The sequence below is a fragment of the Arthrobacter sp. JB02-1C genome (assembly GCF_057748045.1).
This window is the reverse complement of the sequence record NZ_CM173235.1, coordinates 2487364-2509047: the sequence shown is the minus strand read 5'-3', so window position 1 is coordinate 2509047 and position 21684 is coordinate 2487364. Positions and strand designations below refer to the sequence as shown.

Here is a 21684-nt window from a genome sequence, read left to right as displayed (position 1 = left end):
GCCCGCCGGCCGCGCTTGGGCGGCTACTTGGAGGGGACGAAGAGTTGCTGTCCGGGGATGACGCGGGGCGCCGCGAGGTTGTTCAGCTCCACGATGTCGGCGACAACGTCACGGGGGTCGCGTTCCGGGGCCACGGCGCCGGCGATGGCCCACAGCGACTCGCCGGGCTGGACGGTTACCGAGACCGTCGGCGTTACCGAAAGCTCCGCGGACGAGTCCGCGGCCTTTGCCGGCGCGTTCAGGAACCCGGCGAAGGAGAGCATGAGGGCGGCCAACAGGATCAGCGGCAGCCCAAAGAAAACGAACCGTCCGCGGCGGGTCAGCCGGAGCGGGGCACGCCCCGTGGTGGGGACGGCCGCCGCCGCACGGGCGCCCGCCACGGGAACGGCTACCGGCGATCCGGAAAATGCGCTTACTGCTGACATGAGTTGAGCCCTCCTGGACTTATCTGTGCCGCCCGGCGTACTCCACTAACCTGCCGCCAACCGGCCGAACCATCGAACGCAAACCTTCGAACGTCGTCGTCAATCACAAAGCTCGAACACAGTGCCGAATCCTGCGATCCGGCCCACAGCCGCTTTTCGAACATACTTTCGAACCCTGCATGTTCTGTTTTAGCACCTATGAACGAACATTGTCGAGACTCACTAGAACAAATGTTTGAAAAACTCCGGTGGCTGGCCTACTTTTGATTCACAGGACAACCGCCCGCGGCCAAGATCTCTTGACCACGAGCAGTTGACCACCAGGGTCTGACATTCCTCTTCCGGCCCTGGGTCCCGGCACCCACAACGGCCCGGCGGAAGCGAAAGGCATGGCGAACATGGCAGCACAAGCCGCCGGCGGGAGGGCCACCCCTCGCGGCCCCCAGACCGCCCGGGCGCCGAAGAGCCTTACCGTCCGGCAAAAGAAGATCCTGGAGACCATCCAGCGTTCGGTGACGGACAACGGCTACCCGCCGTCCATGCGGGAGATCGGCGACACGGTGGGCCTGGCCAGCCTGTCCAGCGTCACGCACCAGCTCTCCCAGCTGGAAAAGCTCGGCTACCTCCGGCGCGACCCGAAGCGGCCGCGCGCCATGGAGGTGTTGATGCCTTTGACGCTCGATGAGGGCGCCGCGAAGGTTTCGGGGATGACGAAGTCCAGCGGCCTGCGGGCCGTCGGCGGTGTCGCCGTCGCCGAACTCGCCAGCGCTACAGACACCGCAATGGTCCCGTTTGTGGGCCGCATCGCCGCCGGCGGACCGATCCTGGCCGATCAGGTGGTCGAAGATGTGATGCCGCTGCCGCGCCAACTGGTGGGCCACGGCGAACTCTTCATGCTGCGGGTGGCCGGGGACTCGATGATTGACGCCGCCATCTGCGACGGCGACTGGGTGGTGGTGCGGCGCCAGAACGACGCCGTCAACGGGGAGATCGTCGCGGCGCTGCTTGACGACGAGGCCACGGTCAAAACCTTCCGCCAGCGCGACGGCCACACCTGGCTGCTCCCGCAGAACACCCAGTACGAACCCATCCTGGGTGACCACGCCGTCATTATGGGCAAGGTCGTCTCGGTGCTGCGTTCCCTCTAGGGGACAGCCCGGACCTAGCGGCCGTCCGAACCGTCCTTGGCGAGGCGTTCAAGCGCGCCGACGGCTACAGCCGGGTCGGTGGTCGGCCAGAACGGCGGCAGCGCCGCACGAAGGAAGCCGCCATACCGTTCGGTGGAGAGCCTGGAGTCGAGCACCGCCACGACGCCCCGGTCCGACGTCGAGCGGATCAACCGCCCGGCGCCCTGCGCGAGGCGGATGGCGGCGTGGGTGGCCGAAACGCTCATGAAACCGTTGCCGCCGGCCTGGGCCACGGCGCGCGACCGGGCCGTCATCAGCGGGTCATCCGGACGCGGGAACGGGATCCTGTCGATTACCACCAGCCGGCAGGAGTTCCCGGGCACGTCGACACCCTGCCACAACGACATCGTGCCGAACAGGCAGGTGTCCGCCTCGTCGGCGAACTGCTTCACCAGCGCCGCGATGCTTGACTCTCCTTGGCAAAGGATGCGCGGGTCCAGCCTGGGGCGCAGGGCGTCGGCCGCATCTTCGGCGGCGCGCCGGGAGGAAAAGAGGCACAGTGCTCCCCCGCCCGAGGCGCGGATCAGCTTCTCCAGCTCGTCGAGTGCCTCCGGGGAGGTGCCGCGGCCGGGCTTGGGCAGGTGCTTGGCGACGTACAGGATGCCCTGCCGGGGGTATTCGAAGGGGGATCCAACGTCGACGCCGGTCCAGCTCGGAGCTCCGGTGCCCACCAGTCCCAGGCCGCCGGCGGCGGGTTCGAAGGCCGCACCGATGGCCAGCGTCGCCGACGTCAGGACCACCGTGTGGTCGGCGAACAGGCCCTCCCGCAGCCGGCCGGCGACACTGAGCGGGGCGACGTTGATCAGCGCCGGCGCGGAGTCGTCGGGCTGGGAGTAGCCCTGTTGCGGGTCGAAGCTGCTGTTGCGGGAGAACCAGACCACCTCGCGGTTCTCCCGGGCGGCGAGCAGCCGTTCGCACAGTTCCAGGATCACCATCAGGCGCGACCGCGCCAGCTGCCGGCCGCCGTCGGCGGTGCTGTTGCTGTCGCCCTTCGAGTCGGAGAGCGCGGCGCGGCAGGCGTCCCGCAACTGGTCCACACAGTCGAGCTGTTCACTGTTCAAGCCGTTCGGCATGAGCCCGCTGGGCACGCCCGCGACGGCGAGCTCGAGGTTGGATGCTGCGTTGTTCAGGGCATCGACGGTAATTCCGGTGTGTTTGCGGGCGCCGGAGGCCGCGGCGTGCACCATGGCCACGGACAGCTGGCCGGTGACGGCTCCGGTGACCCGGTCCTGCAGCTCGTGCGCCTCGTCCACCACCACGACGTCGTATTCGGGCAGCACCGCCAGGCCCTCGAAGGCGCTCACGGCCAGCATCGCGTGGTTGGTGACGACGACGTCGGCGTCGGCCGCTTCGTGCCGGGCCAGTTCGCTGAAGCATTCCGCGGCGAGCGGGCATTTCTGGGCCCCGAGGCATTCCATCGAGGTCACGGACACCTGGCGCCACGCGCGGTCGGTGACGCCCGGCATGAGCTCGTCCCGGTCGCCCGTGGCGGTGTCCTCGGCCCATTCACGCAGCCGGACCACCTCCTTGCCGAGCTGGGAGGACGGGCCGCCCATGGCGGCGGCGAAGTGCGGCACGGAGGTGTCCTCGCCGAGGGAGAACAGCTGGCCCTCGGCCGGTTCCTCGGACGGGAACCCGCCCTCGAGTTTGTGCCGGCAGACGTAGTTGGCGCGGCCCTTGACCAGGGCCACCTTGACCGGTCTGGACAGCGCCGGGGTGATGGTCTTGAGCAGCCGCGGCAGGTCCCGGCCGACGATCTGGGTCTGCAGGGCCAGGGTGGCGGTGGACACCAGGGTGGGCTTGTCGCTGACCAGCGAGTGCGCGATCAGCGGAATCAGGTACGCCAGCGACTTGCCGGTGCCGGTGCCGGCCTGGACCAGCAGGTGGTCGCCGGTTTCGATCGCGCGGGCCACCTGCCGGGCCATCTCGTGCTGGCCGTCGCGGCTTTGGCCGCCCATGGCGGCGACCGCCCGGTCGAGCAGCTCGACGACGAACTCCTCGCCGGACCTGCCGGCGCCCGCCGGCGCCGCGGTCATGGCCGGTTCAGCCATTGCTGACAAACGAATCCAGCTCGGCCGCGAGGTCTTCGCGGACCTTGACCACGGCCCGGGTGCCGGCTTCCTCGTGGTCCAGGCTGATGATTTCCGCGTCGGCTTCGTGCAGTTTGCTGAGCAGGTCGCCGCGGCTGTACGGAATCAGCAGTTCCATTTTCACGCTGGGCCGCGGGATGCCCTCGCTGATGGCCTTGAGCAGTTCCGGAATGCCTTCGCCGGTGCGGGCGGACACGACGACGTGGCGCGGCTCGCGCTGCTTCAGCCGTTCGATCACGAACGGGTCGGCCGCGTCCGCCTTGTTCAGGACGATGATTTCCGGCACCTTGTGGGCGTCGACTTCGCTGAAGACCGCCCGGACGGCGGCGATCTGCCCCTCCGGGTCCGGGTGCGAGACGTCGACGACGTGCAGGATCAGGTCCGAGTCGGCCACTTCCTCGAGGGTGGAACGGAACGCCTCGACCAGCTGCGTGGGCAGGGAGCGGACAAAGCCAACGGTGTCCGCGAGGGTGTACCCCAAACCGTCTGTCGTTTCGGCTTTGCGGACGGTCGGGTCCAAGGTGGCGAACAGGGCGTTCTCGACCAGCACCCCGGCGTCGGTGAGCCGGTTCAGCAGCGAGGACTTACCGGCGTTGGTGTAACCGGCGATTGCCACCGAGGGCACCGCATTGCGGCGCCGGTTGGCGCGCTTGGTTTCGCGGGCCGGCTTCATGGCGGCGATTTCGCGGCGCAGTTTGGCCATCCGGATGCGGATGCGGCGGCGGTCCAGCTCGATTTTGGTTTCACCGGGGCCGCGGGAGCCCATGCCGGCACCGGCGCCGCCGACCTGGCCGCCGGCCTGCCGGGACATCGACTCGCCCCAGCCGCGCAGCCGCGGAAGCAGATATTCGAGCTGGGCCAGTTCCACCTGGGCCTTGCCCTCGCGGCTCTTGGCGTGCTGGGCGAAAATGTCCAGGATCAGTGCGGTCCGGTCGATGACCTTGACCTTGACGATGTCTTCCAGTCCGCGCCGCTGGGAGGGGGCCAGTTCGGCGTCGACCACCACCGTGTCGGCGCCGGTGGACATCACGATGTCTTTCAGTTCGCGGGCCTTGCCGGAGCCGAGGAAGGTTCCCGGGTCAGGCTTGGCGCGGCGCTGGACGAGTCCGTCCAGCACCTCTGAGCCTGCGGTCTCTGCCAGTGCCGCCAGTTCGCGCAGTGAGTTCTCGGCGTCGGCGAGGGTGCCCTCGCTCCACAGTCCGGCCAGGACCACACGCTCCAGCCGCAACTGGCGGTATTCGACTTCGGTGACGTCTTCGAGTTCGGTCGACAGCCCCGCGGTGCGGCGCAAGGCGCGGCGCTCCTCGAGATCCTGCTGGTCGCCGTCGTAGCTGCCGTGTTCCTCTTCCAGCGGCGAGATCGCCTGGGCTTTGCCGAACACCGCCCTCGTTCCGCCGGGATGGCCGGCTCCGTTGCCGGCGCCGTTGGGCTGGCTGGCTCCGCCGACGGGAAGGTCTTTGGAGAGAATCCGGTCGATGACAGCCTGGATTTCGGCAGGACTCATATCCTGGTCGGCTGAATCGGATCCGGTGTTGGGATGGCTGGTCATGGTCTCCTTTGAAGGGTCTGCACTTTCAGAATAGTGCTGTTCGGTGTCCGGTGGCGCGGAATACGCGCTGGGCTGACGACTTTTCGCCGGCTGCGCCTCGTGCGCGGCCGTCCGCCGCCGGGCTGCCGGCCGGTTTCGCATACCGTCGCAGGGCCAACTAATCTGGCCAGTTATGGAGTCTGCACATTATTTCAGCGCCCAGCCGGCCGGGCCGTTCACCCGCAAGCCCCTGACCGTGGAGCTTGCCGGCGCGCGGCGGCAGCTGCAGACGTCGTCCGGGATCTTCAGCCCCGACGGCATCGACAAGGGAACCGCCGTGCTGCTGGCGGACGTCCCGGCTCCGGCTCCGCAGGGCAACCTGTTGGACATTGGCTGCGGCTGGGGTCCCATTGCGCTGACCATGGCCTTGAAGGCCCCGCATGCCCGGGTGTTCGCGGTGGACGTCAACGAGCGCTGCGTGACGCTGACGAATGAGAACGCGGCCCTGCTGGGGCTCGGCAATGTCACCGCCAGCACCCCTGGTGAGGTGGATCCCGACGTGCGTTTCGACACGATCTGGTCCAACCCGCCCATCCGGATCGGCAAAGATGAACTGCACGCCCTGTTGTTGCACTGGTTGCCGCGGCTCGCTGCGGGTGGTTCGGCCTGGCTGGTGGTCCAGAAGAACCTTGGCTCGGACTCGCTTCAGCGCTGGCTCGCCGCCGAACTTGACGACAGTTTCACCGTGACGCGCGAGAGCACTTCCAAGTCGTTCCGGATCCTGCGGGTCAGGAAATCGTCCCGCTAGCGACGATCACGGCCGGCCCGCTCAGTTCCACGTGCTCGTGGCCGTCTGCGGCAACGAAGAACTTCACGCCCACGACGCCGCCGGGCACGGCTACCTGCCAGGTGTCGGGGGCGTCCTGGCCGGCCCAGTGCCGGATCGCGACGGCGGCGGCGCAGGCACCGGTGCCGCAGGACTGCGTCTCCCCCACGCCGCGCTCGTGCACCCGCATGGTGATGGTCCCCACGCCGTCGTGAACGAGCGGTTCGGCGGGCACCACGAACTCCACGTTGGTGCCGTGCGGCGGCGCGGGGTCCACCCGGGGCGCCCTGAACAGCTGGGTGCCGGCGAGCTCGGCGGCTTCGGCCAGCGCGACCACCGTGTGCGGGTTTCCCATGCTGACGGACAGCGCGGGCCTGGCGACTTCGAGCCCGTCGGCGCTGACCAGGGAATCCATCGCCCGGGCGGTGGCCTCGCCGGGGAAGATGAATTCCCAGGGACCCATGTCGACGGCGTAGCCGGCAGCGGTGCGGACGACGGTCTTTACGCCGCCGCGGGTGCCGATGGTCAGGGCTTCTCCGGCCGGCAGGTCCACCAGGCCTTCGGCGATGAGGAAGTGGACGAAGACGCGGACGCCGTTTCCGCACATTTCGGAGAGGGAACCGTCGCCGTTGCGGTAGTCCATGAACCACTCGGCGCCGGGGTGGGCGGCGAGCAGTTCCCTGCCTTCGGGCAGGGAACTGGAAGGGACTGCGCGGATGAGGCCGTCCGCGCCGATGCCGCGGTGCCGGTCGCAGAGGGCCGCGACCTGCTCGGGGGTGAGGGCGAGGGTGCCGTGCGGGTCGGCGATGAGGACGAAGTCGTTGCCCGTGCCGTGCCCCTTGGAGAACGTGAGTCCGCTCAGTGCGCTGCTGTCCGCGGCAAGGGAGTGCTCAGCCGCCGGGGCGAAGGTTTTGTCCATGCACCCAGATTACCGGTCCGGCGGGCGCTCGGCGCCGCCGGGCCGGCCGGGTCGGCCGGACCGGGCCGGCCGCCGCCGGGCCCGGCCGGGTCGGCGCAGGCTTACCGGCAGAGTGCTGCTGCCTTCGCCGCCAGGTCCGGGTCCTGCCAGTCCAGCCAGTGGATCCGCGGGTCGGCCCGGAACCAGGTGAGCTGGCGCCGGGCGAATTTCCGGGTCGCGGCGATGGTCTCCTCGGCCGCCTGGTCCTGGTCCGCGGCGCCGTCGAGGACCTTGAGGAACTGGGCGTACCCCAGGGCGCGGGAAGCGGTCTTGCCGGCACGCAGGCCGGCGGCGTCAAGGCGCTGCACCTCTGCCAGCAGGCCGGCCCGCACCATGGCGTGGACGCGCACGGCCAGGCGCTGGCGCAGCTGCTCGCGGTCCACCGCCAGGCCGATCTGAACCGCCGGCTGGAAGTACGCCCGCTCCGGCATGAACGAGCTGAAGGGGCGTCCGGTCAGCTCGAACACCTCAAGGGCCCGGATGACCCGGCGGGCGTCGCCGAGCCGGGCGGCTGAAACCGGGTCCGCCTCCTGCAGCCGGGACCGCAGGCGCGCCAGTCCGTGGGCCGCCTCTTCGGCTTCGAGGCGGCGGCGGATGGCGGGGTCGGTGCCGGGGAATTCGAGTACGTCCAGGACGGCGCGGACGTAGAGCCCGGAGCCGCCGGCGACGATGGCGCGCTTGCCCCGTGCGTGGATGTCCGCGATCGCTTCCCTGGCCTCCTGCTGGAAGGCGGAGACGCTGGCCTCCTCGGTCACGTCGAGGATGTCGAGCAAGTGGTGGCGCACTCCCCTGCGCTCTGCCTCGGTGATCTTGGCCGTCCCGATGTCCATGCCGCGGTAAAACTGCATGGCGTCGGCGTTGACGACTTCACCGCCGAGGGCCAGTGCCAGGGACACAGCGAGATCCGACTTTCCGGAGCCGGTGGGCCCGACGACGGCGATCACCGGCGGCGCGGCCCCGGCCGGGCGGCTGGCATCGCCGTCGTCGCCGCCAGCGGCCGGGGCCGGGTCGTGCCGGGTGGAGGCGGCCACGGCGCTAGCGGGCGCGCAGCGGCAGGCTGGGCATGCCCAGTGCAACCCCGGTGCGTGCACCGGCGGCAGCGGGAACCGGAGCACCGCACGAGTCGGCCTGCGACCTGTCCCAGGCGTCTCCGGCGCGGGTGCGGCGCAGGCTGTAGTCCGCCGGCGAGGCCGGGTCGGCGACCAGGTGGAACGCGGCGGCCGCACTGACGATCACGCTGACGACGTCGCCCGGGCGCGGCGCTTCTGCGCCTTCCGGCACGGAGAAGTGCACCAGCCGCTGGTCCTCGGCGCGTCCCGACAACCGGTGCGTTTCGCCCGCCTTGCGCCCGGACTGTGCGGTGACCATGACCTCGACGCGCCGGCCCAGTTGCCGGGCATTTTCCTCGGCAGCGATCCGGTCCTGCAGCGCCGTGAGCCGTTCAAAGCGCTCCTGCACGACGGCCTTGGGCAGCTGGTCCGGCAGTTCCGCGGCAGGCGTGCCGGGCCGCTTGGAATATTGGAAGGTGAACGCGGTGGCAAAACGCGACCGTTCCACGACGTCGAGCGTGGCCTGGAAGTCCTCCTCGGTCTCCCCCGGGAATCCGACGATGATGTCGGTGGAGATAGCCGCGTGCGGGATCTTCTCCCGGACCTTGTCCAGGATGCCGAGGAACTTGGTTGAACGGTAGGACCGGCGCATGTCTTTGAGCACCTTGTCCGACCCGGACTGCAGCGGCATGTGCAGCTGCGGCATGACGTTGGGGGTCTCGGCCATCGCGTCGATGACATCGTCGGTGAATGCCGCCGGGTGCGGGCTGGTGAACCGGACACGTTCCAGCCCGGGGATGTCCCCGCAGGCCCGCAGGAGCTTGGAAAAGGCCTGCCGGTCGCCGAACTCGACGCCGTACGAGTTCACGTTCTGGCCCAGCAGGGTGACCTCGATGGCACCGTCGTCGACGAGTGCCTGGATTTCGGCGAGGATATCTCCGGGCCGGCGGTCCTTTTCCTTGCCGCGCAGCGCGGGGACGATGCAGAAGGTGCAGGTGTTGTTGCAGCCGACGGAAATGGAGACCCAGCCGGCGTAGACCGAGTCGCGTTTGGTGGGCAGGGTGGAGGGGAAGACGTCCAGGGATTCCAGGATCTCCAGCTGGGCCTCGTCGTTGTGCCGGGCCCGCTCCAGCAGGGCCGGCAGGGCGCCGACGTTGTGCGTGCCAAAGACCGCGTCCACCCAGGGCGCCTTCTTCAGGATGGTCTCGCGGTCCTTCTGCGCCAAGCATCCGCCGACGGCGATCTGCATTCCGGGGTTGGCGTCCTTCACCGGCCGGAGCATGCCGAGGTTGCCGTAGAGCTTGTTGTCGGCGTTTTCGCGCACGGCACAGGTGTTGAAGACGACGACGTCGGCCACGTCGCCGTCGGAACGGACGTAGCCGGCAGCCTCGAGCAGACCGGACATCCGTTCCGAGTCGTGCACGTTCATCTGGCATCCGAAGGTGCGCACCTGATACGTGCGGGCGGTGCCGGTCTGCGGCACCGGGGTGGCGTGCACAGCGTCGGCAGTGGCAGGAGACTGGGCGGCGTCGGCCGGGGAAGGAATGGTCAAACTCACCCGTTAAGGGTACCGGTTGCCCGGGGCCGCTTTCACGGGACCGCTTTCACAGGGCAGGCAGCCCGGCCCGGAGCGCCGCGTCAGGCGCCGTCCTCCGGCTGCGCCTGGGCGGCGTCCAGGACTTCGCCGACGATCCGGAAAGCCTGGGCGGGCTGGTAGCCCTTGCGCGCCAGCATGGATGCCAGCCGGCGGACCGTCTTGTCCCGCTCGGCACGGTCCTCCAGCCCGTGCACGTTGCGCGCCTTGCGCTCCACCAGGGCACGCGCAGCCTCTTCCTCATCCGCGTCGCTGAGCTGCTCGAGCGCGGCGTCTGCTGTCTCCGCGTCGATACCCTTTTCCGCCAGTTCCCGACGCAGCGCACCCTTGGCCAGCTTCCGCGTCTGGGCCCGGCTCCGCACCCACAGCTGGGCGAATTCGGCGTCGTCGACGAGGCGGACCTCCTCGAACCGGTCGAGGACGGCTTCGGCCACATCGTCCGGGATGTTCCGTTCGGCCAGCTTGCGGGCCAGCTGCAGCCGGCTCTTCGGCGAATTGGTCAGTTGCCGCAACACCACGGCACGGGCCACGCCGGCGGGGTCTGCTTCGGCGTCCAGCTCCGGCGCAGGCGGGGTCGCCCGGCCGGAGCCGCAACGGTCAGAAGCCGTCAACGGCCTTCAGCTTCGGCGATTCCTCGGCTTCGGCCGGCTTCACGCCGACGCCGAGCTTTTCCTTGATCAGCCGCTCGAGTTCGGCCGCCAGTTCCGGGTTGTCGCGCAGGAAGCGGCGGGAGTTCTCCATGCCCTGGCCCAGCTGGTCACCGTCGTAGGTGAACCACGACCCGGACTTCTTGATCAGGCCGTGCTCTACGCCCATGTCGATGATGCCGCCCTCGCGGGAAATCCCCTGACCGTAGATGATGTCGAATTCCGCGATCTTGAAGGGCGGGGCCATCTTGTTCTTGACGATCTTTGCCTTGGTCCGGTTACCGACGGAGTCCGCGCCCTCCTTGAGGGTCTGGATCCGGCGGACATCGATCCGGATCGAGGCGTAGAACTTGAGCGCCTTACCACCGGTGGTGGTTTCCGGCGAGCCGAAGAACACGCCGATTTTTTCGCGCAGCTGGTTGATGAAGATGGCCGTGGTTTTGGTCTGGCTCAGCCGGCCGGTGATCTTGCGCAGCGCCTGGCTCATCAGCCGGGCCTGCAGGCCGACGTGGCTGTCGCCCATATCGCCTTCGATTTCTGCACGCGGCACCAGCGCGGCGACCGAGTCGATGACGATGACGTCCAGCGAGCCGGAGCCGATCAGCATGTCCATGATCTCAAGGGCCTGCTCACCGGTGTCCGGCTGGGAGACCAGGAGGGCATCGGTATCGACGCCAAGCTTGGCGGCGTACTCGGGATCGAGGGCGTGCTCGGCGTCGATGAAGGCGGCAATGCCGCCCAGGCGCTGGGCGTTGGCCACGGCATGCAGCGCGACGGTGGTCTTGCCGGAGGACTCGGGGCCATAGATCTCCACCACGCGGCCGCGCGGCAGACCGCCGATTCCGAGGGCCACGTCCAGGGCGATGGAGCCGGTGGGGATGACTTCAATGGGCGCACGCACTTCGTCCCCCAGGCGCATCACGGAGCCCTTGCCGAACTGCTTATCGATCTGGGCAAGCGCTGCGTCGAGCGCCTTCTGGCGATCCGGGGCTGCGGCCATGATTCGCACCTCTAATACTTTCTCGCTGGGGAGTGGCCGTTCCGGCCGTTGTTATGTCATCACTGACGCTAGCGGCGACCCCTGACAACAGCTGGCCGCCCCGGCGCGTATGTGGAAAACGCACTGCAAAAAGCATAGCCCGACCCGAACAGATATTCGAACAATCGGGCGGCGTGTCAGGCCGGTCGCGCGGGACGCGCCGCCATCGTCAGCGTGACTTGACGTCGCGGCCAAGCCGGCGATCCGCGGGCACATCCTGGACGTCGCAGAGGGCAAGCCACACCTGGCGGGGTGGAACGCCGGCGGCAAGGGCCTGGTCGGCGGTGCGGCCCCCCACGCCGGCCAGCACCAGGGAGCTGCTCAGGACCCGGGAGTACCCGGAGCCGAACTCGTCGTCCATTAGCCGCCAAAAGTCGCTGATTCTCACCGGTCGATTCTCTCATGGGCCGGGGCCCTAAGATGTTTGCTATGAGCAACCCACGCGAGACCGTGCCCGAGCAGGCGCGGCTTTCCGGGCCGGATGAACCGGCCTCGGAGGAAACCCTGGCCGCCGTCGAACGGCAGCTGAGCCTGCTCTGGCGGCGTGCCCGCTCGGTGTCGCAGCAGCTCTCCCGGCGGGTCCATCCCGAGATGGAACCCGCCGCATACGGCCTGCTGTCGGTGCTGCGGACCCGGGGACCGATCCGGCTGACCGAACTGGCGTCGACGATCGGGGTGGGAAAGCCGTCGGTGAGCCGGCAGGTGGCCTTCCTCGAGGAGCTCGGGCTGGTGGCGAAGGAGGCCGATCCGCTCGATGGCCGGGCCCAGGCCATCAGCCTGACAGCGAAGGGCGAGGAGAAGATGCATCTGGTGCAGGACGCGCGGCGCGAAGTGTTCCGGGAGCGGCTGGCGGAGTGGCCGGCCGCGGACCTTGAGGACTTTGCCCGTTACATGGCCAGGCTCAACGCCAGTTACGAACGCGACGGGTTCCCGCGGGACGAGGTCCTGTAAGGGTTACGGGACGCGAAAAGGTCCCCGGCACACCGCCGGGGACCTTTGTTCGAGTAAGTGGGTGGGGCTAGCGAGCCCCGGAGAACATTCCCTTGGCCAGTTCGTCGTTCAGTTCACGGTCGAGGTCCCGGCCGTAACGCTGAGCGAATTCCTGCGGCACGGTGTCGGGCACCGTAACGCCCTCGGCTACGGCCACGCGGTCGCTGACCTCACGGAGCATGAGCGACAACGGCACGTCCAGGGCCGAGCAGATTGAGGAGAGCAGCTCCGAGGAGGCTTCCTTCTGGCCCCGCTCCACTTCGCTCAGGTACCCGAGGGACACCCGGGCGCTGTGCGAGACTTCGCGGAGGGTACGGCCTTGGCGTTGGCGGACGTCGCGCAGGACGTCACCGATTTCGTGACGAAGAACAACCATCTTGCGCTCCTTCTGTTCGCTCTTTGCCTGACCGGCGAGGCCCACATCCTTCCAGCGGACAACGCCGTTCACGGATACGGGCTGCTTTACCATCTGTATCGCCTTGCTCCCTCATGTGTTGGGACCGCCGGTAAGGGCGGGCCCTGTAATGACTTCATCCTAGGCGCCACCCTTCTTTATGGGCGACACTATGTAACAACTATTCGAAATCAACATTTGTTCCCGGCAACTTTACCCCCGGTAGCTTCCGGGGAGAGACGTTCGAGCAGCCGTTCCAGGGCCGCGCCGCAGGCCAGTGCCCGGATCTCCTGGCGGCTGCCCGTGAAGTGGTAGGCGAACGACGTCGTCCCTTCCGCAGTGGCGACGCCGACATGGACGGTGCCCACCGGCTTGCCGTCGTGCGGCTCCGGTCCGGCCACGCCGGTGGTGGCCACGGCGACGTCGGCGCCGCACGCGCCGCGGGCGCCGGCTGCCATCGCCGCGGCCACCTGCCCGTCCACCGAGCCGACGGCATCGAGGAGTTCGCGGGAGACGCCCAGCACCTCCGCCTTCACCGAGTTCGCGTACGCGATCACGCCGCCCTGCAACATCCCGGAAGCGCCGGGCGTGTCGGCGAGCACCGCGGCCACCATGCCGGCGGTGAGGGACTCGGCTGTGGCGACGGTCAGGCCGCGCTCAACGGCACGGCCCACGGCCTGTTCGGCGAGCCGGTGCAGGTTCGGGTGCGGCCCCGGGTGGGGGTCGGGCGGTGGAAGACTCATGGCGTTCCCTCCTGGATCTGCTGTTTCCGGGCCCGGATGCCGTTGGCGCGCAGCTTGATCGCCTCCACCACGTATTCGGCGCCGGTCCAGACGGTGATGGCCAACGCCGCCATCATGACCACAAAGGCCACGAACCCCAGCCACGGGGCGATGGCGGCGAGCGGCAGGACGTACAGGAAGATCGCGGCGGTCTGCACCAGGGTCTTGAGTTTGCCGCCGCGGGAGGCCGGGATGACGCCGTAGCGGATCACAAAGAACCGCAGCGCCGTCACGCCCCATTCGCGGACCAGGATCAGGACAGTCACCCACCACGGGAGCTCGCCCAGCAGTGAGAGCATCACCAGGGCGGAGCCGATCAGCAGCTTGTCCGCGATCGGATCGGCGATCTTGCCGAAGTCGGTGACGAGGCCGCGGGCGCGGGCGATGTCGCCGTCGAGCTTGTCCGTGTAGATTGCGACCGCGAAGATGACCACGGCGGCCCAGCGCCAGCCGCCGTTTTGCGCCTGCAGGCCGGGAGCGTCGGCCACCAGGGACCAGACAAAAAAGGGCACCAGCGCAATCCGCAGCATCGTCAGGACGTTGGGCAGGTTCCAGATCCGCGCGGCGGATCCGGCGTTGGTTTCGGCGCTAGTCACCCTCCTAGGCTACCGTCTCGGCCGGCTACCGGCCGGTGAGCGACCACGCGTCCTCGGACCCGTCGTCGTCGTCACCGGAGCCGGCGCCGTCTGCGCCGTCGTAGTAGGTGACGTTCTGGGTGCGGTTGTCCAGGTCCGCGGCCACCAGGTCTTCGGCGTAACCGCCCTGGGCGATGTTGGCGTTGGCGTTCTCGCTCAGCGCGGCGGTCTGTGAATCGGCTACCGCCGGGCCGTCCTGGCCCTTCATGGCGGCCAGCACCGCGGCGAGGTCGTCCGGCTTGACCAGCACGTCCCGGGCCTTGGAGCCCTCGGATGGCCCCACCACCCCGCGGGACTCGAGCAGGTCCATCAGGCGCCCGGCCTTGGCGAAGCCGACGCGCAGCTTGCGCTGCAGCATGGAGGTGGAACCGAACTGGGTGGTGACCACCAGTTCGGTGGCCTGCAGCAGAACCTCGAGGTCGTCCCCGATATCGTCGTCGATCTGCTTTTTCGGCGCTTCGGCGGCGACGTCCTCGCGATAGACGGCCTTCAGCTGGCCCTTGACGTGTTCGACGACCCGGTGGATCTCCGATTCGGTGACCCAGGCGCCCTGCACGCGCATCGCCTTCGAGGCACCCATCGGCAGGAACAACGCGTCGCCCTGTCCGATCAGCTTTTCCGCACCCGGCTGGTCAAGGACGACCCGGGAGTCGGTGACGGAGGAGGTCGCGAACGCCATCCGGGAGGGCACGTTGGCCTTGATCAGGCCGGTGACGACGTCAACGGAGGGCCGCTGGGTGGCGAGCACCAGGTGGATGCCGGCGGCGCGGGCCAGCTGGGTGATCCGCACGATCGAATCTTCGACGTCGCGCGGGGCCACCATCATGAGGTCCGCGAGTTCATCCACGATCACCAGCAGGTACGGGTACGGCCGGATCACGCGTTTGGAGTCGACCGGCGGGTGGACCTTGCCGGCCCGGACGGCCTTGTTGAAGTCGTCGATGTGCTTGAAGCCGTAATTGGCGAGGTCGTCGTAGCGGGCGTCCATTTCCCGGACCACCCACTGCAGCGCCTCTGCGGCTTTCTTGGGGTTGGTGATGATCGGGGTGATCAGGTGCGGGACGCCTTCGTAGGCGGTCAGTTCCACGCGCTTGGGGTCCACCATGACCATGCGGACCTCGTCCGGGGTGGCGCGCATCAGAATTGAGGTGATCATCGAGTTCACGAACGAGGACTTGCCGGCACCGGTCGCGCCGGCCACCAGCAGGTGGGGCATCTTGGCGAGGTTGGCCACGACGTAGCCGCCCTCGACGTCCTTGCCGACGCCCATCACCATGGGGTGGTCCGTGCGGCGGGCGTTCTGGCTGCGCAGCACATCGCCCAGGGACACGGTTTCGCGGTCCGTGTTGGGGATCTCGATGCCGATGGCCGACTTGCCCGGGATGGGGCTCAGGATCCGCACATCGGAGCTGGCGACGGCGTAGGAGATGTTCTTGGACAGGGCGGTGACGCGTTCGACCTTGGTGCCGGCGGAGAGTTCGATCTCGTACCGGGTCACGGTGGGGCCGCGGCTGAAGCCGGTGACCTGCGCGTCCACGTTGAATTGGTTCAGCGTGTCCGTAAGGGAGGCGACGATCGCGTCGTTGGCTTCGGTGCGTTCCTTCGGGATGGAGCCGGGCGTGAGCAGGTCCGACGCCGGCAGCGTGTACGTGACGTCGCCGGCGAGCGAGAGCTGCTCGGTGCGCTGCGGGATCGGGGTGGGCGGCGGCGCGGGCGCGACGGGATTGGAGGGTACGGAGGCGGCGGCCGCGGCGCCGGTTTTCAGCGCAGGGTTCAGGGAGCCGGCGGCGATCATGCCGGGGGTGACCAACGGGATCGCCTCGGTGGCGTTCTCCCCCTCGCTGGCGGCCGCGGACGCCGCGCCCAGGCCCTGGGCGGCCTTGATTTTCTCGACCGCGATCTCGGCCTGCGTGGGCCGGCGGACACCGGGGGCGACGCCCTTGGGCTCCTTCGTCCCCCGGCTGTTGACTTCGCGCGGATCGTCATCGTCGACGACGGCGCGTTCGAAGGCTTCGTCGCCGACGTAGCCTTCGAGTCCGGCGGCGTCGTCGCCGTGGTTGCGGCCGAAGAGCCGCTTGCGTTTCTTCTTCGGCGCGGGCGCCTCGTTTTCGTACAGGTAGCTGCGGTCGTGGCCGTCGTCCCCGGCATCCTCCTGCAGATCGATGCCCATCAGGTGCTCGTACGCTCCGCGCAGCCGGGACGGAATGGCACCAAAGGGCGTGGCTGTGACGATCAGCAGCGAGGTGAACGCAAGCAGCCCGTACAACGCGAGCGGGACGGAGGCGTGGATGGTGGCCAGGGGTGCAGCGGCGAGATAGCCCAGCATGCCGCCGGCGTGGCGCAGCCCGTCGAAGCCGTCGGCGACGGTTGGCTCACCGCCGATGATGTGCGCCAGGCCGGAGCCGGCGAAGGTCATGATCAGGAAGCCGATGCCGATCCGGTTGTTGCCCCGCCCGTCCTCCGGCTGGCGGAAGAGCCGGAAGGCACAGACAAACAGCATCAGCGGCAGCAGCAGTGCCATCCAGCCAAAGGTGCCGTTGACAATGCCGAAGACCAGGTCCGGGAACCACCCTTGGAAACCCCACCAGGCGAAGGTGGCGATGAATACGCCGAGTGCGAGGTTGAACAGGGCGGCCCCGTCTCGGCGGTCTTCCGGGGCGATGTCGCTGACGTCCTGGCCGATCCGGCGGACGCCGGCACCGACCACGTGGCCGACTCCGAGCCAGGCACCGGCCAGCACCCGCACCAGCCACGGCTGACGGGGTTCGACGGCGGCAAGCTGCCGGGTCCGCGCGGTGCCTTGCGGGCGGGAGGACTTGGACGCAGCTGCGCCCCGGGCAGCTGTGCTGCCGGTTTTGCCCCGCCTGTTGCCGCTGGAGCTGCCACCGGAATTGCCTCTAGGCGCGGGGGAAGTACGTGTCGCCATAGCTGCAACGGTACCGGACCCCGGCTCCGAAGCCGCGGATTTCCGCGGCGGACGGGACCATGTTGGGCCCGGCGCGGCGGCTGCCGTACCGGTGCCGGGTATACGAAACGGCCTTCTCCCGCCGGCCGCCGTAGCTGGGCGGTGGCGGCGGGGAAGGCCGTTTACGTGTTGCTCTTAGGCTTCGAGGACCACCGGGATGATCATCGGCTTGCGGCGCAGCTTGCGGTTGACCCAGGTGCCGACCACCCGGCGGACGACCTGCTGGAGCTGCTGGGCCGTGTGGTCGCGGTTCTGCACGGCTTCCTCAAGCGCAGCGTTGATCTTGGGGATGATCTCGTCGAAGACGGAATCCTCTTCGGCGACGCCGCGGGCGTGGATCTCGGGTCCGGAAACCACCTTGCCGGTGGCGCGGTGGATGACCGTGATGATGGAGATGAAGCCTTCGTCGCCGAGCGTCTGGCGGTCCTTGAGGTCCGCCTCGGTGACCTCGCCGACGCTGGAGCCGTCGACGTAGACGAAACCGACCTCGACCTGGCCCACCACGTCCGCCTGGTGATCGCGGAGGTCGATCACGGTGCCGTTGTCCGCCAGCAGGATGCTCTCCTCGGGAACGCCCGATTCGAGGGCGATCTTGCCGTTGGCGATCAGGTGGCGGGTCTCGCCGTGCACCGGCATCGCATTGAGCGGTTCGAGGATGTTGTAGCAGTACAGCAGCTCGCCGGCCGCAGCGTGGCCGGAGACGTGGACCTTGGCGTTGCCCTTGTGGATGACGTCCGCGCCGAGCTTGAGCAGGCCGTTGATGATGCGGAAGACGGCGTTCTCGTTGCCCGGGATCAGGCTGGAGGCGAGGATAACGGTGTCGCCCTGGCCGACGACGACGCGGTGGTCACCGTTTGCCATCCGGGACAGCGCCGCCATCGGCTCGCCCTGGGAGCCGGTGGACATCAGGACCAAGCGGTTGTCCGGCAGGTTGTCGATGTTCTTGATATCGACGAGGATGCCGTCCGGCACCTCGAGGTAGCCCAGTTTCGCCGCGATCGTCATGTTCCGGACCATGGACCGGCCGACGAAAGCCACCTTGCGGTTGTGGTTCGCGGCGGCGTCCAGGACCTGCTGGACGCGGTGCACGTGCGAGGAGAACGAGGCCACGATGATCCGCTTGGACGCCTGCCCGAAGAGCCGGTCCAGGGTCGGTCCGATCTCTTTTTCGGCGGTGGTGAATCCGGGCACGTCCGCGTTCGTGGAGTCGGACATGAACAGGTCCACCCCTTCTTCGCCAAGCTTGGCGAAGTGGCGCAGGTCGGTGATCCGGCCGTCGAGGGGAAGCTGGTCCATCTTGAAGTCACCGGTGTGCAGCACGGTGCCGCCGGAGGTGCGCAGGAAGACGGCGAGGGCGTCGGGGATCGAGTGGTTGACCGCGACGAATTCGCATTCGAAGGGCCCGAGCTTCTGGACCTGGCCCTCGCTCACGATCTGGGTGACCGGCTTGATCCGGTGCTCCTGGAGCTTGGCCTCGATCAGGGCCAGCGTCAGCTGGGAGCCGATCAGCGGGATGTCGTTGCGCAGGCGCAGCAGGTACGGAACGGCGCCGATGTGGTCCTCGTGGCCGTGCGTGAGGATGACGGCGACGATGTCCTCGAGCCGGTTTTCAATGTAGGAGAAATCGGGCAGGATCAGGTCCACGCCGGGCTGGGTCTCCTCCGGGAAGAGGACACCGCAGTCCACGATCAGCAGCTTGCCGTCGATTTCGAAGACGGTCATGTTGCGGCCGATTTCGCCGAGGCCGCCGAGCGGAACGATCCGCAGGGTGTTCCTCGGCAGTTTCGGCGGCGTGACAAGGCCGGGAAGGGCGGTTTGGGTCATAGTGCACTACTTTCCAGGCGAAGCAGGAGTTGTCGGGCCTGATCCGGCAGGTTGCCGGATCAGGAGTAGACGAGTCCCGCTTCCGCCAAGTCCTCGCGGATTGTTTCGATCTCGGCTTCGCCCGGCTCCACGAGGGGCAAACGGACAACCGAGTTGGGCAGGACTCCCTGCCACTTTAGAACTTGCTTCGCAGCAACAGCACCCTGAATGTGGGTCATTACTGCACGGACCACGGGGTCCAGTTCGAAATGGATGGTGCGGGCGGTCGCAAAATCGCCTGCAAGTGCGGCGTCGATCATCGCACGGTACTGCTTGGTGGCAACGTGGGCCGAGACGCTGACCAGTCCGACCGCCCCGGCAGACATCCACGGCAGGGTCAGGCCGTCGTCGCCGCAGTAGACGTCCAGGTCGGTGTTCGCGAGGACGCGGGTCACGGCGGCGAAGTCCGCCTTCGCGTCCTTAAGTGCCAGGATGCGCGGGTGGTCAGCGAGCCGGATCATGGTTTCGGGCAGGATCGGCACGCCCGCGCGGCCCGGAATGTCATAGACCATGACCGGGAGCTCGGCGGCGTCGGCGACGGCTTCGACGTGGGCCTGGATGCCGGCCTGGCTCGGCTTGTTGTAGTACGGCGTGACGATCAGCTGGCCGTGCGCGCCTGCCTTGGCGGCCCGCTTTGCCATCTCGATCGAGTGCGAGGTGTGGTTGGTGCCGGTGCCGGCGATCACCTTGGCCCGCTCCCCCACGGCGTCGACGATGACGCGGAACAGCTGCTCTTTTTCGTCGTCCTCCAGAGTGGAGGTTTCCCCGGTGGTGCCGGAGACCACCAGTCCGTCGCAGCCGTCGTCAACAAGCTTGTTGGCCAGCTCTGCAGCACGCTGGTAGTCGACCTCACCGTCGTTGGTGAACGGAGTGACCATGGCGGTCACGAGGGTTCCAAACGTGTAGGAGCGAATGTCAGAGTCAGCCATAGTAAAAACGTTACCCTGTCCCGCGCTCGTTACGACAATGCCGGGGCGTGATGCACGTCAAATTCGGCGCTCCTGCGCTGCAGCGGCCGACGCTTCGGGCCGCGGCGTCGGCACGGCACAGTAGCGGCTTACCGCGCCCTGGCGCAGGGATTCCGCCCAGGCCGCCAGCCGCTGTGCGGCACGGACGTAGTGGAACAGCTCGGTGGGCGTCAGCGCCTCAAGGTCGGTCTCGGCGAGCCGGCGTGCCAGCTCCGCGCCGGGAATCTGCGCCGAGAGCGGGGAACCCTCGCGATGCCACTGGTCATCTTCGGCCGACTCGCCGGCGACCAGCCGCCGGAACAGAAAGTCGACGACGCCCGGACTCATGGCCTTGAGCACCCCGTCCCCCGGCCCGCGTCCGTCCGGGCTGGGGAAATCCTCTGGGGCAGATGCTGGTTCCTGGTTCATGGGTTCATGTTATTCGAACATATATTCGAATACAAGGCATGAGACGATCGAAAGATGACCTTGCGCGGTATGGCCACCCCTTCCCGGACCGCCAGGAGCGCCACCGGCGCGCGGCGGCCGGCCGGCGGGGTCCGGTTGACCGGCGTCGACGCGGCCCGGGGGCTGGCCCTGCTGGGCATGATGGCCACCCACGTGCTGCCCACGTTCGAGTCCGATGCCCAGCTCACGCCCACCTGGGTGGGCCTGGCCTTTTCCGGGCGCGCCGCGGCCCTCTTCGCCATCCTTGCCGGCGTCGGCCTGGCGCTGTCGACCGGGAGGGAACGTCCGCTGGCCGGGCCGGACTTATGGGCGGCCCGCAGGGGCATTGCGCTGCGGGCGCTCGTGGTGGGCGCCGTCGGGCTGTCCCTGGGTGGACTGGAGGTCAATATCGCCGTCATCCTGGTCCACTACGCGGTGTTGTTCCTGGCTGTGCTGCCCTTCGTCGGGCTTCGGGCACGGCGCCTCTGGGCGTTGGCGGCGGCATGGCTGCTGGCCAGTCCTGCCCTCGCCTACCTGCTGCGGCCGTGGCTGCTCGCCGCCGAGCCGCCCCTCCGGCTGGGCCACAATCCCGGGTGGGGGGATCTGGGCGCCCCCGCCAGGGTCCTCGGCGACCTTTTCTTCACCGGCTACTACCCCGTCTTCCAGTGGCTGGGCTACCTGCTGATCGGGTTGGCGATCGGCCGCTTGGCGCTGACAACGGCGCTGGTTCCGGTGCTGTTGCTGGCCGGCGGGACACTGCTGGCGGTGTTGGCCAAGGAACTGGGCACCGTGCTGATGGAGGACCAGGGCGGCCGGGCGGCGCTGCAGGAACAGCTGGGCGATCCGTCCTATCCACTGGCGAGTCTGCTGCAGGTCAACCTCACCGGCGTCGACCAGTCCGGGTCCGCCTGGTGGCTGGCCGCAAGCGCGCCGCATTCGGGTACCACGCTGGACCTGGTCCATACCTCGGGCGTGGCTGCCGCGGTGCTGGGTCTGTGCTTGCTGCTGGTCCGCCTGGGCGACTGGCTCCAGCTGGACCTGCTGCTGCCGTTGCGCGGGGCCGGCACCCTGACCCTCAGTCTCTACACGGCGCACCTGTGCGTGATGGCGTCGCTGTACGGGCATCCGCAGGCGGCCGGGTGGAGTGTGGACGGCGTGTTTTGGGCGCAGACGATCGCGGTGTTGCTCCTTGGCGCTGGCTTCGCGTGGCTGTCCTGGCGCGGCCCGCTGGAGTGGGTGGGGCACGCGGCGAACCGGCTGGGCCGCGGCCGCCGGCTCCACCCCTAGCGGCCGGCCAGCCGGTTACCTGGCCGTGCGG

Annotated in this window: 20 protein-coding genes; 4 read left to right on the top strand and 16 right to left on the bottom strand. The window is 68.5% G+C overall.

Features of this window, described 5'->3' with window-relative positions:
* Nucleotides 1–23 precede the first annotated feature (23 nt).
* Nucleotides 24–425 carry a LysM peptidoglycan-binding domain-containing protein gene (locus AC3ANP_RS11835; RefSeq protein WP_488330372.1) on the bottom strand — a complete coding sequence of 134 codons (402 nt, stop codon included), beginning with the start codon at nt 423–425 and terminating at the stop codon, nt 24–26.
* Between the two features lie 398 nt (nt 426–823).
* Between AC3ANP_RS11835 and lexA the strand changes: the two genes are divergently transcribed.
* Nucleotides 824–1573, top strand: coding sequence for a transcriptional repressor LexA (gene lexA / locus AC3ANP_RS11830; RefSeq protein WP_488330371.1), 750 nt, complete (start codon nt 824–826; stop codon nt 1571–1573).
* Nucleotides 1574–1587: 14 nt separating this feature from the next.
* Here the strand turns inward: lexA and AC3ANP_RS11825 are convergent, their stop codons facing one another.
* Together AC3ANP_RS11825 and hflX are read right to left on the bottom strand one after the other, a co-directional pair.
* Nucleotides 1588–3663 carry an ATP-dependent DNA helicase gene (locus AC3ANP_RS11825; RefSeq protein WP_488330370.1) on the bottom strand — a complete coding sequence of 692 codons (2076 nt, stop codon included), beginning with the start codon at nt 3661–3663 and terminating at the stop codon, nt 1588–1590.
* Nucleotides 3656–5251 (bottom strand): GTPase HflX, encoded by a 1596-nt coding sequence (gene hflX, locus AC3ANP_RS11820; RefSeq protein WP_488330369.1) that lies wholly within the window; start codon nt 5249–5251, stop codon nt 3656–3658. The genes AC3ANP_RS11825 and hflX overlap by 8 nt, the downstream gene beginning before the upstream one ends.
* 172 nt (nt 5252–5423) lie before the next feature.
* Here hflX and AC3ANP_RS11815 point away from each other — a divergent pair, with 172 nt between their 5' ends.
* On the top strand, nt 5424–6038 hold the full coding sequence (locus tag AC3ANP_RS11815) for a class I SAM-dependent methyltransferase (RefSeq protein WP_488330368.1): 615 nt from the start codon (nt 5424–5426) through the stop codon (nt 6036–6038).
* Here AC3ANP_RS11815 and dapF read toward each other — a convergent pair.
* The 6 genes from dapF to AC3ANP_RS11785 form a co-directional block, all read right to left on the bottom strand.
* The gene (gene dapF / locus AC3ANP_RS11810) at nt 6019–6975 is read right to left on the bottom strand and encodes a diaminopimelate epimerase (protein WP_488330367.1); all 957 of its coding nucleotides are present in this window, start codon (nt 6973–6975) and stop codon (nt 6019–6021) included. The genes AC3ANP_RS11815 and dapF overlap by 20 nt on opposite strands.
* 101 nt (nt 6976–7076) lie before the next feature.
* A complete protein-coding gene (gene miaA / locus AC3ANP_RS11805; protein WP_488333038.1) occupies nt 7077–7958 on the bottom strand; it encodes a tRNA (adenosine(37)-N6)-dimethylallyltransferase MiaA in 882 nt (293 codons plus the stop codon).
* Between the two features lie 91 nt (nt 7959–8049).
* A complete protein-coding gene (gene miaB, locus AC3ANP_RS11800) occupies nt 8050–9492 on the bottom strand; it encodes a tRNA (N6-isopentenyl adenosine(37)-C2)-methylthiotransferase MiaB (RefSeq protein WP_488333037.1) in 1443 nt (480 codons plus the stop codon).
* A gap of 209 nt (nt 9493–9701) precedes the next feature.
* Nucleotides 9702–10187 carry a regulatory protein RecX gene (locus AC3ANP_RS11795; RefSeq protein ID WP_488333036.1) on the bottom strand — a complete coding sequence of 162 codons (486 nt, stop codon included), beginning with the start codon at nt 10185–10187 and terminating at the stop codon, nt 9702–9704.
* A 67-nt stretch (nt 10188–10254) separates the two neighbouring features.
* Nucleotides 10255–11304 (bottom strand): recombinase RecA, encoded by a 1050-nt coding sequence (gene recA, locus AC3ANP_RS11790; protein WP_488330366.1) that lies wholly within the window; start codon nt 11302–11304, stop codon nt 10255–10257.
* Between the two features lie 208 nt (nt 11305–11512).
* Nucleotides 11513–11731, bottom strand: coding sequence for a DUF3046 domain-containing protein (locus tag AC3ANP_RS11785; RefSeq protein WP_488330365.1), 219 nt, complete (start codon nt 11729–11731; stop codon nt 11513–11515).
* 41 nt (nt 11732–11772) lie between these two features.
* Between AC3ANP_RS11785 and AC3ANP_RS11780 the strand changes: the two genes are divergently transcribed.
* A complete protein-coding gene (locus AC3ANP_RS11780; RefSeq protein WP_488330364.1) occupies nt 11773–12294 on the top strand; it encodes a MarR family winged helix-turn-helix transcriptional regulator in 522 nt (173 codons plus the stop codon).
* A 67-nt stretch (nt 12295–12361) separates the two neighbouring features.
* Here the strand turns inward: AC3ANP_RS11780 and AC3ANP_RS11775 are convergent, their stop codons facing one another.
* The 7 genes from AC3ANP_RS11775 to AC3ANP_RS11745 all read right to left on the bottom strand — a co-directional run bounded on the left by AC3ANP_RS11775 (nt 12362) and on the right by AC3ANP_RS11745 (nt 20348).
* Entirely contained in the window at nt 12362–12802 is a 441-nt protein-coding gene (locus AC3ANP_RS11775) for a helix-turn-helix domain-containing protein (protein WP_488330363.1), read from the bottom strand.
* A 116-nt stretch (nt 12803–12918) separates the two neighbouring features.
* A complete protein-coding gene (locus AC3ANP_RS11770; protein WP_488330362.1) occupies nt 12919–13470 on the bottom strand; it encodes a CinA family protein in 552 nt (183 codons plus the stop codon).
* Nucleotides 13467–14039 (bottom strand): CDP-alcohol phosphatidyltransferase family protein, encoded by a 573-nt coding sequence (locus AC3ANP_RS11765; RefSeq protein ID WP_488333035.1) that lies wholly within the window; start codon nt 14037–14039, stop codon nt 13467–13469. The genes AC3ANP_RS11770 and AC3ANP_RS11765 overlap by 4 nt, the downstream gene beginning before the upstream one ends.
* A gap of 91 nt (nt 14040–14130) precedes the next feature.
* Entirely contained in the window at nt 14131–17070 is a 2940-nt protein-coding gene (locus tag AC3ANP_RS11760; RefSeq protein ID WP_488330361.1) for an FtsK/SpoIIIE family DNA translocase, read from the bottom strand.
* A gap of 174 nt (nt 17071–17244) precedes the next feature.
* The gene (locus AC3ANP_RS11755; protein WP_488330360.1) at nt 17245–18933 is read right to left on the bottom strand and encodes a ribonuclease J; all 1689 of its coding nucleotides are present in this window, start codon (nt 18931–18933) and stop codon (nt 17245–17247) included.
* Nucleotides 18934–18992: 59 nt separating this feature from the next.
* Nucleotides 18993–19901 carry a 4-hydroxy-tetrahydrodipicolinate synthase gene (gene dapA / locus AC3ANP_RS11750; RefSeq protein WP_488330359.1) on the bottom strand — a complete coding sequence of 303 codons (909 nt, stop codon included), beginning with the start codon at nt 19899–19901 and terminating at the stop codon, nt 18993–18995.
* A gap of 57 nt (nt 19902–19958) precedes the next feature.
* Nucleotides 19959–20348, bottom strand: a complete 390-nt coding sequence (locus AC3ANP_RS11745) for a hypothetical protein (protein ID WP_488330358.1) — start codon at nt 20346–20348, stop codon at nt 19959–19961.
* A gap of 54 nt (nt 20349–20402) precedes the next feature.
* Here AC3ANP_RS11745 and AC3ANP_RS11740 point away from each other — a divergent pair, with 54 nt between their 5' ends.
* On the top strand, nt 20403–21653 hold the full coding sequence (locus AC3ANP_RS11740) for a heparan-alpha-glucosaminide N-acetyltransferase domain-containing protein (RefSeq protein WP_488330357.1): 1251 nt from the start codon (nt 20403–20405) through the stop codon (nt 21651–21653).
* Nucleotides 21654–21684 lie beyond the last annotated feature (31 nt).

Excerpts from the sequence above, each read along its gene's own strand:
- AC3ANP_RS11770 (WP_488330362.1), bottom strand. The coding sequence starts at position 13,470 with ATGAGTCTTCCACCGCCCGACCCCCACCCGGGGCCGCACCCGAACCTG.
- dapF (WP_488330367.1), bottom strand. The coding sequence starts at position 6,975 with ATGGACAAAACCTTCGCCCCGGCGGCTGAGCACTCCCTTGCCGCGGAC.
- AC3ANP_RS11775 (WP_488330363.1), bottom strand. The coding sequence starts at position 12,802 with ATGGTAAAGCAGCCCGTATCCGTGAACGGCGTTGTCCGCTGGAAGGAT.
- AC3ANP_RS11760 (WP_488330361.1), bottom strand. The coding sequence starts at position 17,070 with ATGGCGACACGTACTTCCCCCGCGCCTAGAGGCAATTCCGGTGGCAGC.
- AC3ANP_RS11815 (WP_488330368.1), top strand. The coding sequence starts at position 5,424 with ATGGAGTCTGCACATTATTTCAGCGCCCAGCCGGCCGGGCCGTTCACC.
- AC3ANP_RS11740 (WP_488330357.1), top strand. The coding sequence starts at position 20,403 with ATGACCTTGCGCGGTATGGCCACCCCTTCCCGGACCGCCAGGAGCGCC.
- hflX (WP_488330369.1), bottom strand. The coding sequence starts at position 5,251 with ATGACCAGCCATCCCAACACCGGATCCGATTCAGCCGACCAGGATATG.
- AC3ANP_RS11780 (WP_488330364.1), top strand. The coding sequence starts at position 11,773 with ATGAGCAACCCACGCGAGACCGTGCCCGAGCAGGCGCGGCTTTCCGGG.
- AC3ANP_RS11755 (WP_488330360.1), bottom strand. The coding sequence starts at position 18,933 with ATGACCCAAACCGCCCTTCCCGGCCTTGTCACGCCGCCGAAACTGCCG.
- AC3ANP_RS11745 (WP_488330358.1), bottom strand. The coding sequence starts at position 20,348 with ATGAACCAGGAACCAGCATCTGCCCCAGAGGATTTCCCCAGCCCGGAC.
- recA (WP_488330366.1), bottom strand. The coding sequence starts at position 11,304 with ATGGCCGCAGCCCCGGATCGCCAGAAGGCGCTCGACGCAGCGCTTGCC.
- AC3ANP_RS11825 (WP_488330370.1), bottom strand. The coding sequence starts at position 3,663 with ATGGCTGAACCGGCCATGACCGCGGCGCCGGCGGGCGCCGGCAGGTCC.
- AC3ANP_RS11765 (WP_488333035.1), bottom strand. The coding sequence starts at position 14,039 with ATGCTGCGGATTGCGCTGGTGCCCTTTTTTGTCTGGTCCCTGGTGGCC.
- miaB (WP_488333037.1), bottom strand. The coding sequence starts at position 9,492 with ATGAACGTGCACGACTCGGAACGGATGTCCGGTCTGCTCGAGGCTGCC.
- lexA (WP_488330371.1), top strand. The coding sequence starts at position 824 with ATGGCAGCACAAGCCGCCGGCGGGAGGGCCACCCCTCGCGGCCCCCAG.
- dapA (WP_488330359.1), bottom strand. The coding sequence starts at position 19,901 with ATGGCTGACTCTGACATTCGCTCCTACACGTTTGGAACCCTCGTGACC.
- AC3ANP_RS11835 (WP_488330372.1), bottom strand. The coding sequence starts at position 425 with ATGTCAGCAGTAAGCGCATTTTCCGGATCGCCGGTAGCCGTTCCCGTG.